The sequence below is a fragment of the Streptomyces sp. SAS_272 genome, from assembly GCF_052543235.1.
Genome location: NZ_JBMNDR010000007.1, coordinates 26,932 through 43,454, shown reverse-complemented (window position 1 = coordinate 43,454; position 16,523 = coordinate 26,932). Strand labels below are relative to the sequence as shown.

General features: G+C 69.7%; 17 protein-coding genes. 8 read left to right on the top strand and 9 right to left on the bottom strand.

Annotation, left to right across the window (positions count from 1 at the left end; translation table 11 throughout):
* Window positions 1-214: 214 nt before the first annotated feature.
* The 3 genes from dnaB to ACN6LD_RS07310 all read left to right on the top strand — a co-directional run bounded on the left by dnaB (window position 215) and on the right by ACN6LD_RS07310 (window position 4,324).
* On the top strand, window positions 215-1,693 hold the full coding sequence (dnaB, locus tag ACN6LD_RS07320; RefSeq protein ID WP_319188031.1) for a replicative DNA helicase: 1,479 nt from the start codon (window positions 215-217) through the stop codon (window positions 1,691-1,693).
* Window positions 1,694-1,923: 230 nt separating this feature from the next.
* The gene (locus ACN6LD_RS07315; protein WP_319188029.1) at window positions 1,924-2,646 is read left to right on the top strand and encodes a VOC family protein; all 723 of its coding nucleotides are present in this window, start codon (window positions 1,924-1,926) and stop codon (window positions 2,644-2,646) included.
* Window positions 2,647-2,938: 292 nt separating this feature from the next.
* Window positions 2,939-4,324, top strand: coding sequence for a serine hydrolase domain-containing protein (locus ACN6LD_RS07310; RefSeq protein ID WP_445042725.1), 1,386 nt, complete (start codon window positions 2,939-2,941; stop codon window positions 4,322-4,324).
* A 114-nt stretch (window positions 4,325-4,438) separates the two neighbouring features.
* On the opposite strand, the gene ACN6LD_RS07305 is transcribed toward ACN6LD_RS07310, so the two are convergent.
* A complete protein-coding gene (locus ACN6LD_RS07305) occupies window positions 4,439-4,891 on the bottom strand; it encodes a GNAT family N-acetyltransferase (protein ID WP_445042724.1) in 453 nt (150 codons plus the stop codon).
* Between the two features lie 15 nt (window positions 4,892-4,906).
* Window positions 4,907-5,374: a MarR family winged helix-turn-helix transcriptional regulator gene (locus ACN6LD_RS07300; RefSeq protein ID WP_319195328.1), complete on the bottom strand. Its 468-nt coding sequence runs from the start codon at window positions 5,372-5,374 to the stop codon at window positions 4,907-4,909.
* A gap of 141 nt (window positions 5,375-5,515) precedes the next feature.
* Here ACN6LD_RS07300 and ACN6LD_RS07295 point away from each other — a divergent pair, with 141 nt between their 5' ends.
* The gene (locus ACN6LD_RS07295; protein WP_445042723.1) at window positions 5,516-6,733 is read left to right on the top strand and encodes an MFS transporter; all 1,218 of its coding nucleotides are present in this window, start codon (window positions 5,516-5,518) and stop codon (window positions 6,731-6,733) included.
* A gap of 59 nt (window positions 6,734-6,792) precedes the next feature.
* On the opposite strand, the gene ACN6LD_RS07290 is transcribed toward ACN6LD_RS07295, so the two are convergent.
* From ACN6LD_RS07290 to ACN6LD_RS07265, 6 genes are all read right to left on the bottom strand, one after another.
* Window positions 6,793-7,659 (bottom strand): GNAT family N-acetyltransferase, encoded by an 867-nt coding sequence (locus ACN6LD_RS07290; RefSeq protein ID WP_445042722.1) that lies wholly within the window; start codon window positions 7,657-7,659, stop codon window positions 6,793-6,795.
* 283 nt (window positions 7,660-7,942) lie between these two features.
* On the bottom strand, window positions 7,943-8,425 hold the full coding sequence (locus ACN6LD_RS07285) for an NUDIX hydrolase (RefSeq protein ID WP_319195320.1): 483 nt from the start codon (window positions 8,423-8,425) through the stop codon (window positions 7,943-7,945).
* A gap of 88 nt (window positions 8,426-8,513) precedes the next feature.
* Window positions 8,514-9,419, bottom strand: a complete 906-nt coding sequence (locus ACN6LD_RS07280) for a LysR family transcriptional regulator (protein ID WP_445042721.1) — start codon at window positions 9,417-9,419, stop codon at window positions 8,514-8,516.
* Window positions 9,420-9,646: 227 nt separating this feature from the next.
* A complete protein-coding gene (locus ACN6LD_RS07275; RefSeq protein ID WP_445042720.1) occupies window positions 9,647-10,804 on the bottom strand; it encodes a cystathionine gamma-lyase in 1,158 nt (385 codons plus the stop codon).
* Window positions 10,801-11,340 carry a low molecular weight protein-tyrosine-phosphatase gene (locus ACN6LD_RS07270; RefSeq protein WP_319195316.1) on the bottom strand — a complete coding sequence of 180 codons (540 nt, stop codon included), beginning with the start codon at window positions 11,338-11,340 and terminating at the stop codon, window positions 10,801-10,803. Before ACN6LD_RS07270 ends, ACN6LD_RS07275 begins: the two co-directional genes overlap by 4 nt.
* A gap of 7 nt (window positions 11,341-11,347) precedes the next feature.
* Window positions 11,348-11,725 carry a phage holin family protein gene (locus tag ACN6LD_RS07265; RefSeq protein WP_319195314.1) on the bottom strand — a complete coding sequence of 126 codons (378 nt, stop codon included), beginning with the start codon at window positions 11,723-11,725 and terminating at the stop codon, window positions 11,348-11,350.
* A 58-nt stretch (window positions 11,726-11,783) separates the two neighbouring features.
* Between ACN6LD_RS07265 and ACN6LD_RS07260 the strand changes: the two genes are divergently transcribed.
* From ACN6LD_RS07260 to ACN6LD_RS07245, 4 genes are all read left to right on the top strand, one after another.
* On the top strand, window positions 11,784-12,101 hold the full coding sequence (locus ACN6LD_RS07260) for a cupin domain-containing protein (protein ID WP_057576559.1): 318 nt from the start codon (window positions 11,784-11,786) through the stop codon (window positions 12,099-12,101).
* A 182-nt stretch (window positions 12,102-12,283) separates the two neighbouring features.
* Window positions 12,284-12,496 (top strand): DUF5326 family protein, encoded by a 213-nt coding sequence (locus ACN6LD_RS07255; protein ID WP_057576557.1) that lies wholly within the window; start codon window positions 12,284-12,286, stop codon window positions 12,494-12,496.
* A 355-nt stretch (window positions 12,497-12,851) separates the two neighbouring features.
* Window positions 12,852-13,565 carry an IclR family transcriptional regulator gene (locus tag ACN6LD_RS07250; RefSeq protein ID WP_415924969.1) on the top strand — a complete coding sequence of 238 codons (714 nt, stop codon included), beginning with the start codon at window positions 12,852-12,854 and terminating at the stop codon, window positions 13,563-13,565.
* A gap of 100 nt (window positions 13,566-13,665) precedes the next feature.
* On the top strand, window positions 13,666-14,112 hold the full coding sequence (locus tag ACN6LD_RS07245) for an SsgA family sporulation/cell division regulator (protein ID WP_319195310.1): 447 nt from the start codon (window positions 13,666-13,668) through the stop codon (window positions 14,110-14,112).
* 336 nt (window positions 14,113-14,448) lie between these two features.
* On the opposite strand, the gene ACN6LD_RS07240 is transcribed toward ACN6LD_RS07245, so the two are convergent.
* Window positions 14,449-16,233, bottom strand: coding sequence for a YibE/F family protein (locus tag ACN6LD_RS07240; protein WP_445042766.1), 1,785 nt, complete (start codon window positions 16,231-16,233; stop codon window positions 14,449-14,451).
* Window positions 16,234-16,523: the final 290 nt, after the last annotated feature.

Genomic DNA, 16,523 nt, shown 5'->3' with positions numbered 1-16,523 from the left:
CATCGGGGCCGTCGTCCACATGGCCTGTGGATAACCAGATTGGCTGACGGTGCCCGCGGGCCTACCGTGGTCCGGCGCCCGCTCCGTCCGTCGGCCCGTGAAAGCTCACAAAACCGACGCACCACAAGCGGAGTTGGGCATCTCAATTGTCAGTGTCGTGCCGTAGAACAGATGCACGGCGAGGTCCGCTCGGCGGACGGGAGGAGGTGGCTCGGTGAGCATTTCCGAGCCCTTGGACGACCCGTGGGCCGACAGCGGTCCCAGTGATCGTCTGCCCGCCTCCCGCCGACGAGGGGACGGGGGCCGTGCACGTGAGGAACAGCACGAGCGGGGCCGGGACAGCGGCGACTGGGAGGGCGGCGGGACGCCTTTCGAGCGGGTGCCGCCGCAGGACCTCGACGCCGAGCAGTCCGTTCTCGGCGGCATGCTCCTGTCGAAGGACGCCATCGCGGACGTGGTGGAGGTCCTCAAGGGCCATGACTTCTACAAGCCGGCCCACGAGACGATCTACCAGGCGATCCTCGACGTCTACGCCAAGGGCGAGCCGGCCGACCCGATCACCATCGCGGCCGAGCTCACCAAGCGTGGGGAGATCAACAAGGTCGGCGGGGCCTCGTATCTCCACACCCTCGTCCAGACGGTGCCGACGGCCGCCAACGCGGAGTACTACGCGGAGATCGTCCACGAGCGGGCGGTCCTGCGCCGGCTGGTCGAGGCCGGCACCCGGATCACGCAGATGGGATACGCGGCCGACGACGATGTCGACGAGATCGTCAACCGGGCCCAGGCGGAGATCTACGCCGTCACCGAGCAGCGCACCAGCGAGGACTACCTGCCGCTCGGCGACATCATGGAGGGCGCTCTCGACGAGATCGAGGCGATCGGCTCACGCAGCGGTGAGATGACGGGCGTGCCCACCGGTTTCACGGACCTCGATTCCCTCACCAACGGACTGCACCCGGGCCAGATGATCGTCATCGCGGCCCGTCCCGCCATGGGAAAGTCGACGCTCGCGCTGGACTTCGCGCGCGCGGCGTCGATCAAGCACAACCTGCCGAGCGTCATCTTCTCCCTCGAGATGGGCCGCAACGAGATCGCGATGCGTCTGCTGTCCGCCGAGGCCCGCGTCGCCCTTCACCACATGCGCTCCGGCACCATGACCGACGACGACTGGACCCGGCTGGCCCGCCGGATGCCCGAGGTCTCCTCGGCGCCGCTCTACATCGACGACTCCCCGAACCTGTCGATGATGGAGATCCGTGCCAAGTGCCGCCGGCTGAAGCAGCGCAGCGACATCAAGCTCGTGATCATCGACTATCTGCAGCTGATGCAGGCCGGTGGCTCCAAGCGCTCCGAGAGCCGTCAGCAGGAGGTCTCGGACATGTCCCGAAACCTCAAGCTGCTGGCCAAGGAGCTGGAGGTGCCGGTGATCGCGCTCTCGCAGCTCAACCGTGGCCCCGAGCAGCGCACGGACAAGAAGCCGATGGTGTCCGATCTACGTGAGTCCGGCTCCATCGAGCAGGACGCCGACATGGTGATCCTGCTGCACCGCGAGGACGCGTACGAGAAGGAGTCCCCGCGCGCGGGCGAGGCAGACATCATCGTGGGCAAGCACCGTAACGGCCCGACGGCCACGATCACGGTCGCCTTCCAGGGCCACTACTCACGATTCGTGGACATGGCCCAGACCTGATCCCGAGTTGCAGGGTCTCAGATCCGAGTTGGTGGACGGCGTCGGTCCTTCACTGCGGGCCGCACTCCGGTCCGGTCGATCCGGGCATCCTCAGCCCTGCGACAGTCCGGACGGGCTGCGTTTCGAGCGTGCTCGCAGCGGATGAGCGCGAGCGTTAACCAGTTGACCAGCCGGCAACCGGCTGCGCAGGCTCCAACATGAGCCGCCCGCCCCGACCGGGAGACCTACGGATGCCTTCTCGCCTGCACGCTCTGTGTTTCGATGCGCACGACCCGCTCCGTCTCGCGCGCTTCTGGGCGGACTTTCTCCGTTGGGAGGCATCCGAGGACTCCTTCGACGACATCACGCTGCTGCCCGGCGACGACACCGGGTTCCGGCTCCGCTTCCTACCGACCCAGGAGCCGAAGACGGTTCAGAACCACATGCACTTCGATCTGACGAGCACGTCCCTGGACGACCAGATGCAGGTGGTGGAAAGGGCGCTCGAACTCGGCGCCCGGCATATCGACGTCGGCCAACGCCCCGAGGAGGGGCATGTGGTGCTCGCGGACCCCGAGGGCAATGAGTTCTGTGTCCTCGGGCCGGGCAACAGCTTCCTCGCCGACTGCGGATTCCTTGGAGCGCTGGCGGGCGATGGTTCGCAGGAGGCCGGGTACTTCTGGAGCCGAGCGCTGGGCTGGCCGTTGGTGTGGGACCAGGAACAGGAGACCGCGATCCGCTCACCCCACGGTGGTCCGAAGATCACGTGGGGCGGTCCACCCCTGATGCCGAAGACGGGGAAGCATCGGCTGCACTTCGACCTCGCCCCACCGGCCGGCAGCGACCTGCAGGGGGAGGTCGATCGGCTCGTCTCCCTCGGGGCGACGCGCATCGACATCGGCCAAGGGGATGTCGACTGGGTGGTGATGGCCGACCCCGACGGTCATGAGTTCTGTGTGCTCACCCCCCGATAGGCCTCAGAGCGGACATGCGCGCACGAGGAATGGAAGCCCGCGCCGACCTCACCAGGGTCATCCTGCTGCCCTGACGGTGAAGCGGTCCCGCATCGGGAACGGGATGCACCTTGAGGCCAGGAGGATCGCCACAGAGGACATGCACGGCGATGAGACACGACTCATCGGCCAAGCCATGAGAAGACCAGTGACGTCGCAGGTCACAGCGCCAAGCTGTGCCACGGACGGCGAGATCCCAGGCCCCGGGCCAAATTGACTCGACGCCGGGGGTTCCGACGGGTGGACTGGGCCCATGACGACACCTCAGGAAGGCCTGCTGGCCGGCACCCGTCGGGCGCTGCTGCACCGGATCGCCGTGGCCCAGTCGGAAGGCCGGGCCCCGTCGCTCGTCGCCGCGGTCGTGAGGGACGGGCAGGCCGTGTGGCACGGGTCGCGGACCTCGGTGGACGGACACGCACCGGACCAGAATGTGCAGTACCGGATCGGCTCGATCACCAAGACCTTCACCGCGGTCCTCGTGCTGCGGCTGCGCGACGAGGGAGCGCTCGGGCTCGAGGACCCGCTGGAGAAGCACCTGCCCGGCACCGCCGCGGGCGAGGCCACCGTGGCCGAACTGCTGGCCCACACCGCCGGGTTGGCCGCCGAGTCACCCGGCCCGTGGTGGGAGCGCACTCCCGGATCGCTGCGCCCCGAGCTCGCCGACGTCCTGGGCGATCAGACCGCTCCCTGCGCCTCCGGACGTCGGTATCACTACTCGAACGTCGGCTACACCCTCCTGGGCGCCCTCGTGGAGAAGCTCCGCGGGGTGTCCTGGGAGGAGGCGGTGCGACGTGAGGTGATCGAACCTCTGGGGCTGGCGCGCACGGGTGTCCGGCCGCAGGCGCCGACCGCGGGCGGCTGGGCGGTGCATCCGTGGGCCGACGTCATGCTGCCCGAGCCCGCCGAGGACTTCGGGCGCATGGCTTCCGCGGGACAGCTCTGGTCCACGACCGGAGACCTCGCACGCTTCGCCGCCTTTCTGGCGCACGGCGACGACCGGGTGCTCGGCGCGGAGACCCTGCGGGAGATGCAGACGCCGTCCGCGCCCGCCGGTCCGGGGGATCTGGCCGAGGGAGCGACCTATGGTCTCGGGCTGCAGATCCAGCAGCGCGACGGTCGCCTGCTTGTGGGTCACTCCGGATCGGTGCCGGGCTTCCTGGCGTCCCTCACCATCGGCGTGGCGGACGACGTGGCCGCTGTGGTGCTCGCCAACTGCACCTCCGGCCTCATGGTGTCCCAGGTGGCGTCCGATCTCGTACGCATCGTCGCCGACGCCGAGCCGCGGATCCCCGAGCCCTGGCGGCCGTTGCCGGAAGTCGACCCGGCCGTGCTGGAGTTGGCGGGGCAATGGTACTGGGGTACGAGTGCTTTCGCCCTTCGGGTCACGGCCGACGGGCTCGTCTCCCTGGGACCGCTGGCCGGCGGCGGTCGGCGTTCCCGGTTCCGGCCGAACGGGGACGGTACCTGGACCGGCCTGGACGGCTACTACGCAGGAGAGCCCCTGAAGGCCGTACGGCGGCCCGACGGAAGCGTGGACCACCTGGACCTGGGGTCGTTCGTGTTCACGCGTCAGCCGTACGAGGAGGGGGCCGCAGTGCCCGGTGGGGTCGACGCCGGGGGGTGGCGGGGGATCGCCTGACCGCCTTGCGGGCGGAACGGGCGGGAGACCGCCCGCCGACGAAGGGAGGGGCCCTGTTTCACGTGAAACAGGACCCCCACGTCCACTCGGTGTTTCCGCACCCTGCGCCAGTTCTCAGAGTTGCAGCTTGAAACCGACGTGCGTGGCCGTGAAGCCGAGTCGTTCGTAGAACCGGTGGGCGTCGGTGCGAGTGTTGTCCGACGTCAACTGCACGAGTTGACAGTTCTCCCGACGGGACTCCTCGATCGCCCACTCGATGAACCGGGTGCCCAGACCGCTGCCGCGCTCGTCGGCGTGCACGCGCACGCCTTCGATGATCGACCTGGTCGCGCCCCGCCGGGACAGACCCGGCACGATCGTCAGCTGCAGGGTGCCGACGACGCGTCCCTCGCGTACGGCGACGACCAATCGCTGGTTCGGGTCGGCGGTCAACCGTTCGAGAGCGGCCAGATAGGGGCCCAGATCGTCCGGCGACTCGCGCTGCGCGCCCAGAGGGTCGTCCGCGAGCATGCCGACGATCGCGGGAACGTCCTCAGCGACGGCGGCTCGTATTTCAAGATCTCCCATGGCGCCACCCTAGGTTCATGCGGCGGCAGCAGGCGCTCCGAGCGATTCCACGACCTGGACCAGGGGGGCCAGCTCCGGGGTCTTTGCGGCTTCGTCGAGGGCTTCACGCAGGGCGGCGTCGTTGGTCGGACGGGCGGCGGCGAGTAGAGTCAGGCCGGTTTCGGTGACGTTGGTGTAGATGCCCCGGCGGTCGGTGGGGCAGAGGTAACGCTCGAGGAGCCCGCGGTCCTCGAGCCGGGTGACGAGCCGGGTCGTGGCGCTCTGGCTGAGAACGACCGCGTCGGCCACCTGCTTCATCTGCAGATGCCCTCCGTCGCCGTCGTGCTGCCGACTGAGCACGTCGAGCAGAGAGTATTCGCGCACGCTCAGGTCGTGCCCGGCCTGCAGGGCGCGCTCGATGTGGGCCTCGATTCTCCCGTGCAGCAGGGAGAGCGCGCACCAGCCCTGGGCGAGAGCAGTGAGCGCGGGGTCCGTCGCAGTCATGGGCGTTCTCCTCCGTCCCGGGCGGCTGAGACCAGGATAGGCCAGCGCCGCGATAGTGCGCGCTTGCACATAACCCGCGTATGCAATTATTGTGAGCGAGCGTTAAGTGCTTCTGCAATCGTCTGGAAGGGGCTGCCTCTCATGCCTCTCGCGCTTCTGGCTCTCGCGATCGGAGCCTTCGGGATCGGAACGACCGAGTTCGTGATCATGGGGCTTCTGCCCGAGGTCGCAGGCGATTTCGGGGTCTCCATCCCCACCGCGGGCCTTCTGGTGACGGGGTACGCACTCGGCGTCATGTTCGGTGCTCCGCTGATGACCGTTCTCGGCACCAAGGTGTCCCGCAAGAGGATGCTGATGGTGCTGATGGGCCTGTTCATCGTGGGCAACCTGCTTTCCGCCGTCGCCCCGACCTTCGCCGTGATGCTGATCGGCCGTGTCGTGGCCTCCCTCGCCCACGGGGCGTTCTTCGGCATCGGATCGGTCGTCGCCGCCGATCTGGTCGCCCCCGACAAGAAGGCCGGCGCCATCGCGATGATGTTCACCGGGCTCACCGTCGCCAACGTGGTCGGCGTCCCGCTGGGTACGCTCGTCGGACAAACCGTCGGCTGGCGGTTCACCTTCACCCTCGTTGCCGCGTTGGGCGTCGTGGGTCTCGTGGGCATCGCCCGGCTCGTGCCCGACATGCCGCGGACCGCAGGCGTACGCCTACGACACGAACTGGCCGCCTTCAAGAACGCCCAGGTTCTGCTCGCCATGGCGATGACCGTCCTCGGCTTCGGCGGCGTCTTCGCGGCCATCACCTACATCGCGCCGATGATGACCCATGTGGCGGGCTTCGCCGACGGGTCCGTCACCTGGCTGCTGGTCCTCTTCGGGCTCGGGATGGTGGGCGGGAACCTCGTCGGCGGCAGGTACGCCGACCGTGCCCTGATGCCCATGCTGTACGTGTCGCTGGGCGCCCTGGCGGTCGTCCTGGCGCTGTTCACGCTGACCGCTCACCACAAGATCCTCGCAGCCGTCACCATCGTCCTCATCGGCGCTCTCGGCTTCGCCACCGTCCCGCCGTTGCAGAAACGCGTCCTGGATCAGGCGCACGGCGCGCCGACGCTCGCGTCGGCGGTGAACATCGGCGCCTTCAACCTGGGCAACGCGCTGTCGGCCTGGCTCGGAGGCATGGTCATCGCCGCCGGTCTGGGCTACACCGCGCCGAACTGGGTGGGAGCGACCCTCGCCGCAGGCGCCCTTGTCCTCGCCGTCGTCTCTGCCGCGCTGGAGCGCCGTGGCACCACCTCCGGCCGACCCGGTCTCCTGGTCGCCGCGGGCGCCGGCGACGGGCGGCAGGCCGCTGCCCGGCACTGACCAGCCGGTGTTCGCCTGTGTCCGTTCGCCCGCTCCTCCGCTGTCGTCAGCAGCCTTCGTCAGCCGGCGGCCACGGTCAGTGGAGCGAAGCGTCGGCGCCAGTCCCCTGGCACATTCGGGATGCCGTAGGTCATCACGGAGTTGAAGGCGACCGACTCCAGTCCCCGTGCCTTCACCCACGCCAGCAGCTCCTCATGCCGTACGTCGATGTCCGTGCGCAGCGGCCGGTCCGTGCGGTCGGCGAGCGAGGCCAGAAGGGATTGTGCGGTCTTCGTGTCCCGGGCGATCAACGGGCCGACGACCTGCGTGTCCATGTTGGGCCAGGCCGCCGAGTAGCCGATGATCCGGCCGGCCTCCTCGGCGACCCGGAACTGGTCGGCGAAGGCGGGCAAGCGAGTGATCACATGCGTGCGGTCGGCGCCGAAGACCTCCTCGTCGAGGCGGAGGATCGAGGGGAGGTCCTCGGCCGTGGCGGCGCGGGTGGTCACGTCCGGGTCCGGGACACCCGGCGTGAGACGCCCGCGCAGCATTTCCGCCCGGCCCGTGGTCTTGAAGCCGAGCTCCTCGTAGAGCGGACGACCGTTCGGCGTCGCGTGCAGGGTCAGCGGCGTGGTGCCCATCAGGGAGACGATGTGCCGCATGAGGCGCCTGCCGACGCCTCGCCGGGCGTGCCGCCCGGCGACCAGCACCATGCCGATGGCCCCGAAGGAAGGGCTGCCGTACGGGCCGTACTCGGTGACGACGCAGGCACTGACGAGGCCTCCGTCGGGGTCGTCGATGCCGTAACCCGTCCCGGCTGACAGGAGGAGGCTCCACTTGTGCTCCTCGCGTGGCCACCCCCGGTCCTCGGACAAGTCCGCACAGGCGGCGAGATCGCGGTGCGTCAGACGGCGGATGGGCAGATGAGCGAGGGAAGGAGTCGGCACGCCGCTCAGGCTGTCCGACCAGCGCTGTTGACGTCCACTCGTTTCCCCTCGAGGGAAGGCGCTTTTGGCCATACCTCCACCCGGGTGCTGAAGGGAGAGGTGTTTCACGTGAAACGTCGAACGGGACCGGCCCGAGCGTTGTCCGGCGGTTGGCGCATGTCCGGTCGGCGCGCTGGGGCAGTACGCACAGCAGTGACCGGTTGAGAAGCGTCCCGATCCAGGGCCGCTGCCGCCCCAGGCCTGCACGCCGGTACCCGATGTCGCACCGTGGAGGATCCGGACGTCAGCCGAGGTCGGGTGCGTGCATGGCACGGACGCCCTCGATATTGCCGTCGAGGTAGTGCCGCAGTGACAGCGGCACCAGGTGGACGGAGGCGATCCCGACGCGGGTGAACGGCACGCGGACGATCTCGTACTCGCCGGCCGGTTCCTCGATCTCGGGGCCGTGCCGCTGTGCCGGGTCCATGGACTCCAGACGGCAGACGAAGAAGTGCTGCACCTTCACGCCGGTCGCACCGCCGTCGTCGCCGATGTGCTCGACGGTGTCCACGAAACAGGGGACCACGTCAATGATCTTGGCGCCCAGTTCCTCGTGGACTTCGCGGTGCAGGGCGTCCACGACGGTCGCGTCGTCCGGCTCGACCCCGCCACCGGGCGTGACCCAGTAGGGATCCACACCGGGCTTGGTGCGTTTGATCAGGATCAGGTTGTCGCCGTCAAGCAGTACGGCTCGTGCGGTGCGCTTGACCACGGGTCGGACGGTCATGGGAGAAATGTGGCCCGGCTGGTTCCACGTGAAACATCGTGATCTGTGACCAGACCGACCCAGGCTGTGACATCGCCTGAAAATGGCGTCAGCACCACGCGGCAGCGGCCGTCAGCAAGCGCTCGTGGGCCCTTGCCACCTGGGGCACCGCCAGCGTCCCGGTACGCACGACGAGGACGTAGGTGCGCAGCGGAGGCACCGCCGGCTCATGCAGCGCGACGACCTCACCGCGCTCGAGAGCGGCTGCGCACAGATAGCGGGGCAGCACCGCCAGGCCTGCTCCGGCGATCGCGCAGGCGAGTACCGCGCGGAGGTCGGGAACGATGACGGCGCCCGAGGCCGCCGGGAGGGAGTCGAAAACCGTGGCCCAGTAGCGGGAGACCAGGGGAAGCGACTCATGAACCTCGATGACGGGCAGGTTCTCCAGCGCGGTCGCACCCTTGCGGCACAGCTTCCCGGCGTCGATCAGCTCGTCCCAGTGGGGGGCGGCAACCAGGACATGCTCCTCATCGCACAGCGGGGTGGCCGTCAGGAGCGCCCCGCGCGGCCGGACCGTACTGATGGCCAGGTCATGATGCCCGGCGGCCAGGCCCTCCAGGACCTCTTCGGCGTTGCCGAAGGCGGCGCGCACAGTGAACCCGTGCCCGTCGTCGAGGGACGGCCCGGTGAGCGCGGGCAGGGCCCGCTCGGCCGTGAACTCGGGGGGTCCGGCCAGGTGCAGCGTGCGCTCGGCGGACTCGTCGTCCAGGCCGGTCTGGGCGATCTCCGCCAGGGCGTCGAGATGCGGAGCGGCCTTGTGGGCGAGCTCGTCGCCGATGCTGGTCGGGGTGACGCCGCGAGCCTGGCGGAGGAACAGAGGGCGTCCCAACTGCCGCTCCAGGGTGCGGATCTGAGAGGTGACGGCCGGCTGGGACAGCCCCAGCAGAGCGGCGGCGCGGGTGAAGGAGCCGGCCCGGTGCACGGTCACGAACGTGCGCAACAAGGCCAGATCCACGGCGCTTCCTCCTCTTTCCCGACTCCCTCCCGGCTCCGAGGCAGGGCTCAACTATAAATAAGTCGATAGGTCTCTGCCGCTAGAGTGATTGGACACTGACACAGAGTCAACTAGCCTTGTGGATGCGGTTCTTCGCGCGCAGAACCGCGGGCGGTCCGAGCCACGAGGGGGGAGGCTCGGACCGTCCGTCGCGGCCAAGGGACGCCCACCGGGGATTCCCGAGCCGGTCATGGCGCCGATTCCTCCAGCGCACGCAGCACGTCCGCCACCAGGTCCTCGATGTCCTCGGCACCCACGGACAGCCGGATGAAGCCCTCCGGTACCGCGTCTCCGCCCCAGCGTCCACGGCGCTCCGCGGTGGAGCGGACCCCGCCGAAGCTCGTGGCGTCGTCCACCAGGCGCAGGGCCTCGAGGAAACGCTCGGCACGCGCGCGCGTGGGCAGCGTGAAGGAGACCACGCAGCCATAACGCCGCATCTGCTGCGAGGCGACCTTGTGCGAGGGATCGTCGGGCAGCCCCGGATAGCGCAGCCCGCTCACCTCGGGCCTCCCCCGCAGCGCCTCGGCCACGGCCAGAGCGCCGGCGCTCTGCCGGTCGACACGCAGTTGCAGGGTGGCGATCGACCGGTGCGCGAGCCAGGCTTCCATGGGCCCGGGAATCGCCCCGACGATCTTGCGCCAGCGTCGTACGGCCGTCATCGCCTCGCCGCTGCGCCCGGTGACGTAGCCGAGGAGAACGTCGCCGTGTCCCGTGAGCTGCTTGGTGCCGCTGGCCACCGAGAAGTCGGCGCCCAGGGCAAGCGGACGCTGGCCGAGCGGGGTGGCGAGCGTGTTGTCGACGGCCACCAGCGCGCCGTGCGCGTGCGCCGCCTCGACCAGCCGGCCGATGTCGCACACGTCGAGCCCGGGGTTCGACGGGGACTCGATCCACAGCAGCTTCGCACCGTCGAGGAGGGCGAGTTGAGCGTCGCCGCCCGTCGGTGCGGTACGCACCTCGATGCCGAACGCCTCCAGCTGTGCGCGTGCCAGGGGCAGTGCCTGGTAGCCGTCATCGGGAAGCACGACGACGTCGCCGGCGCGCAGCTGGGAGAAGAGCACCGAGGAGATCGCGGCCATGCCGGAGGCGAAGACGAGCGTCTCGACGCCGTCCTGCCCCGGCGCTTCGAGCTCGCCGATGGCGTGCTCCAGGCGGGTCCACGTCGGGTTCTCGTCGCGTCCGTAGGTGTAGGGCCCCGTGGGCTCGCCCGGCAGGTGGAAATGGGCTGCGAACACCGGACCGGGGAGGGTCGGCTCGTGCTTCACGGGCTCGGGCAGCCCGGCCCGCACCGCGCGGGTGCCCTCGCCGTCGCCTCCCGGAAGGCCCCCGTTCGCAGCGGAATCGTTCATGCCACTCGTCCTTCCATGTCGTCCCGTACGGCGGCGAGCAGACCGTCGCTCGCCTCCTCCACCATCTCAAGACACTCCTCGAAGCCCTCCCGGCCCCCGTAGTAGGGGTCGGGGACGTCGAGGTCGCCGTCGGCCGGGTCGGAGGAAGCCGGCGAACCGGCCCCTGGGCGACGGCCGGCCTCCGGGCGGGCGTAGGACCGCAGCAGCCGTACCTTCGCCGCGTCCTCCGGCGTCGGCGCGAGCCCGCGCAGGGCCCTGAGGTGGCCGGAGTCCAGGGCGATCACCAGGTCGAGGCGGGCGAACCAGGACGGCTCGAACCGCCGGGCCGTGTGGTCGAGGGCGTACCCGTGCCCCTCCAGGACGTCGAGCGCGCGCGGGTCGGCGTTCTCGCCCTCGTGCCAGTCACCCGTGCCGGCGCTGTCGACCTCGATCAGTGCCTCGAGACCGGCGTCCGCCACGCGCGCGCGGAAGACCGACTCGGCGATCGGCGAGCGGCAGATGTTGCCGGTGCAGACGAAACAGACGCGGTAGGTCATCGACCGGTCAGTCCCCGTCCGGCAGGACGACGTTGAGCGCCCAGGACACGACCGAGATGATCAGACCGCCCAGGACCGCGGTCCAGAACCCGTCGACGTGGAAACTCAGGTCGAACGTGTCGGCCAGCCATGAGGTGAGCAGCAGCATCAGCGCGTTGACCACCAGGGTGATCAGACCGAGCGTGAGGATGAACAGGGGAAAGGTCAGCACCTTGACTATCGGCTTGACCAGGGAGTTCACCAGGCCGAAGAGCAGGGCTACGAGGATGAGAGTGCCGACCTTTTTGCCCGTGCTGTCACCGGTCAGGGTGATCTTGTCGAGCAGCCAGACGGCGACCGCCAGGGCGCCTGCGTTGGCGATCGTCTTGACTACGAAATTCTTCATGTGTCTGATCGTGGCAGAGAGATCGGCAACGAGCACCGGACGAGGGCGGACTAGGTCGATGAAGGCATTCCGGTTGGATGAACTGGAGGCGGAACGCGCCTCCAACGACGGGGCCTACCTGCAGTTTCTGCGCGAACGGAACATGTCGGTCGGACTGTACGCGCTCGACGCCGGCACGCATGATCCACAGAACCCGCACAATCAGGACGAGGTGTACTTCGTCGTGAGCGGACGGGCGTCGATCACCGTCGGCCTGGAGACCACGCAGGTGGCGCGCGGCAGCGTGGTGTACGTCCCGGCGGGCGTCGCCCACAAGTTCCATCACATCAGTGAGGACCTGCGGGTCCTCGTCGTGTTCTCGCCGCCGGAGGGTTGACCGTCTCCGCCTTGCAGCCGAGTCCCGGCCTCCGGGTTCCCTAGGGGATCGGTCAGGGGAGGACAAGGGGTGCGAGGCCCCCGCGGGCACCCCCTCCGGCCCTAGCATCGACGGCAGGACATCGAAATGATCCGGCCCGACAGGGTGCCGGACTTCGACCGAAGAGGATGAGGGCCAGGGCCATGCAAGAGATTTTTTCGGGACTGCCGTGGTGGGTGAAGTGGGTTGCGGTGCCGGTCATCGCCCTGGTCGTGTTCGGCGGGCTGATAGCCAGCGTCGTCGGGTTCGTGATCGGCCTGCTGTTCAAGCTGCTGGTCTTCGTCGCGCTGGTCGGCGGACTGATCTACGTGGTGCGGAAGTTCCTCTCGAGTTCCTCCTCGCGCAGCGACTGGTGAGCGATGCGGGGCGCGGACGACCGGTGATCGGTAACACGATTCGCCGGTTCCCTCGCCCGGGGGAAGTTTTCCTGACAGCCCGTCTGCATGCGGTGGCAGCCGGTTAAAGTCCGGAACTCGACGCGGGGACGACCCCGCGAGCGGCGCACACCCCCACCCGTGTTCCCCGCACGGCCCGCCCCTCGCCCTTCGAGAGTGACCCTTGGCCATGGTTGACACCGCATCCGCAGAGCCGCACGCGCCTCCCGACCAGCCGCGTCCACCGGCGCCTCCCCTCCAACGCCCCCCGAACCCCGGGGTTCCCGGGCAGCCGAATCCGGCGGCGGCCACCCTGATCGGCTCGGTACAGCGCGCCATGCGGCTGCTGGAATCCGTCGCCGAGCACGCATACGGAGCCCCGGCCAAGCAACTGGCCCGGGAGACCGGTCTGGCGCTGCCCACCGCCTACCACCTGCTCCGCACGCTGGTGCACGAGGGCTATCTGCGCCGGGACAAGGGACTGTTCTTCCTCGGCGAGGCCGCCGAGCGGCTCGGCAGCAGCGGAGCGGCGCAGAAACGTCGCAGCACGGTCGCCGACACACTCGCGCAGTGGCGCGATTCGATCGGTGTGCCCGTGTACTACGCCCGCTACCGCGAGGGCGAGATCGAGATCATGTGCGTCTCGGACACCCCGGGGAACCCGGCGGTGGAGGAATGGGCCGACTTCCGCGAGACGGCACACGCGCACGCCATCGGCCAGTGCCTTCTGTCCCAGCTGGACGAGGAGACGCGCCGCGACCATCTGGCCCGCTACCCGGCGCAGTCGATCACCCCCTACACCGTGCGGGACAACCACGCACTGTTGCGGCGCCTGGAACGCATGCGGCGTATGGACCCCGTCCTGGAACGGCAGGAGTACGCGCTGGGCACGGTCTGCGCCGCGATTCCGATCACGGTGGGCACCACGGCCGCCACCATGGCGATCTCCCTGCCCGCCCATCACGCCGACCGGTTGCTGCCCGCGGCCCGGGAGCTGCAGAACGAGGTGGGGCGGCTCCTGGGGTCGCTCGCGATCTCTATCAGTATCTGAAAACTCACTCCTTGTGATCTGTTGTGTACTTTCTGCAAGATGCGTGCAGTGTCAGATGGTCCATTCCCGGCCAGTCGACGGCAAATGACGGGGTAAGGCGATGCGCGAGTCCGTGCAGGCAGTACAGGCAGAGGTCATGATGAGTTTCCTCGTCTCCGAGGAGCTCTCGTTCCGCATCCCCGTTGAGCTGGGGTACGAGTCGTGCGATCCCTATGCCGTGCGGCTCACCTTCCATCTGCCCGGCGACGCCCCGGTGACCTGGGCTTTCGGGCGTGAGCTGCTCATCGACGGGGTGGGCAGGCCCTGTGGGGAGGGAGACGTCCGGGTTTCACCGGTGGAACCCGACGTTCTGGGCGAAGTGCTGATCCGGCTTCAGGTCGGCGGCGACCAGGCGCTGTTCCGCTCCTCGGCGGCCCCGTTGGTGGCGTTCCTCGACCGCACCGACAAGGTGGTCCCGCTCGGCCAGGAGGGCGCACTCGCCGACTTCGACGCGCATCTGGACGAGGCGCTGAACCGCATCCTGGCGGAGGAGCAGAACGCCGGCTGAGGTGACGGGGCGGGCGGTGCCGGATCGGGTGTCCGGCTGCGGACGGCGTTGCGCAGGAACGGTTCTTCGTCTCCTGGCGGCGTGTGCAGGGCGGCCAGCACCGCCTGGTCCGGCGCCGCCCGCACCGCCCGCACCCGGCGGCCAGCACCGCCTGGTCCGGCGCCGCCCGCACCGCCCATACCCGCGGTGCCCGCGTCGTCCGCACGGCTCGTCCTGTGCGGGGGCCGTGCGGATGTCGCTTTGCGGGCCGTGCGGCTGCCCGGGACCTCCGGGACCGACGCCGTCCCGGCGGGCCGGGCAGCTGGCCCAAGGGGGTTTCCCGGACCGGCGGTTCGATCAGTGCTTGCGCCGTCTGCCCCGGCCGCCCCGGCCCGGGGCCGGGGCAGAACCGACGGGCACCGCCCCCGCCGAAGCCGCCGAAGCTGCCGGAGACGCACTCTGAGCCGTCGTGGGCGCCGCCGTCGAGGACGGGCGGTCCGCGGCGACCACGAGGGCCGCCAGGGCCGTCGTGACGGGTACGGAGGCGACCAGGCCGATCGAGCCCACCAGGGTCCGCACGATCTCCTCGGCGACCAGCTCGCTGTTGGCGACCGTCCCCACGCTGCTCTGCGCGATCGAGAAGAGCAGCAGCAGGGGAAGCGCCGCGCCCGCGTAGGCGAGGACGAGCGTGTTCACCACGGAGGCGATGTGGTCCCGGCCGATGCGGATGCCGGCGCGGTACAGGGCGCGCCAGCCCATCGCCGGGTTGGCCTCGTGCAACTCCCAGACCGCCGACGTCTGGGTGACGGTCACGTCGTCGAGGACACCGAGCGAGCCGATGATGATGCCGGCGAGCAGCAGACCGCTCATGTCGATGGACGGGTACAGGCCGTGGATCAGGCCCGTGTTGTCGTCCGTGTTGCCGGTCAGGAACGCCCAGTCGATGAACAGCGAACCGAGGACGCCGATCAGCAGCAGTGAGATGAGCGTGCCGAGCACCGCGACCGAGGTCCGGGCCGAGAGGCCGTGACAGAGATACAACGCGATCAGCATGATGGCGCTCGACCCCACCACCGCCACGATCAGCGGGTTGGAACCCTGCAGGATCGCGGGGAGGACGAAGAAGTTCAGCACCATGAAGCTGATGGCCAGCGCGATCAGCGCCATCACGCCGCGGAGCCGCCCGACGACCACGACGGCGACCGCGAAGATGATGGCCAGCAAGGCCATCGGAACACGACGGTTCACGTCGGCGACCGAGTACTGCAGGTCCTTCGGCGCGGAGGGCTCGTAGGCGACCACGACCTTCTCGCCCTGCTCCAACTGCCGTGACTGGTCCGGCTGGACGATCTCGGTGAACGTGCGGCCCTTGTCGTCGCCGGTGTCCACCCGGATCGTGGCCTTCTTGCAGGTGCCGCCCGCCTGCTGCTGGGCGGAGGATCCTTCGGCCGTGGAGGTGTCCCCGGTGGGGGTCTCGCCCGAGGCGTTCACCGATGCGCAGCTCACGCGCAGCACCTTGGTGACCGTGGCCTGCTGGGTCTGCCGGTCGAAGCCGACGCCGGTGCGCTCGTGCGCGGGGGCCCCGCCGGGCCACAGCACCACGAGTCCCACCAGCACCGCGGCGCCGAACGGGATGAGGATGGCCGCGATGACCTTGCGCAGATGACGGGAGACGGGGGCGGCCGGTCCGTGGCTGTGGCTGTGACCGTGCGTATGCCCGGGCCCGGGGCCATGTCCGCCGCCGACGCCGCTCCCGTCGCTGACGGCACCGGGACCGGGACCGGCACGGTGATCGTGGTCGGCATCGTGATCGTGACGGAAACCATGGCCGTGACCACGGCCGGGCCCCTGAGCGTCTACGTGGCCGGGCGCCTGAGCGTCGGCGCGGCCGGACCCTTGAGCGTGGCCGTGGTCGTGGCCGTCGTCATGCCCCGCGCCGGGACCGTTACCCCAGTCGCTGTGACGAGGTGCGTCGGGGAAGGAGGCGCGGCCGTCGCCGGGGTGGCGCCCCCGCCCGTACCCAGGCTGCTGCCCCGGCGGGTTGCCCCGCTCGGGTGGGGCGTGACCGGACCCCTGCGCGTAGGTTGCGTCGGGGGTGCGGTCCTGGCCGCCGGGAGCGGCACCACGAGCCTGACGACGCAGGCCTCCCAGGCCTCCCAGCCCGCCGGCGTATCCCGGAGGGCGATCAGGGCCAGAGCCGTGGGGGCGCTCCTGCATGTGACCGCGGTCGGCACCGCGGTCCTCGCCGGGGTCGTGCCCGGGGCCTTGTTCGAAGCCGTCTCCGGCACCGGCGCCCGGGCCACTGCCGGGACCGTTTCCGGCGGCGGGCCGGCGGGGCGGCTCAGGCGGCGGGTACGGGGGCTGGTGTGTCGTCACCGCCCGATCATCGCAAGAACGAAAGAGGCCCACTGTTCACCGCGCCACATGAGCCG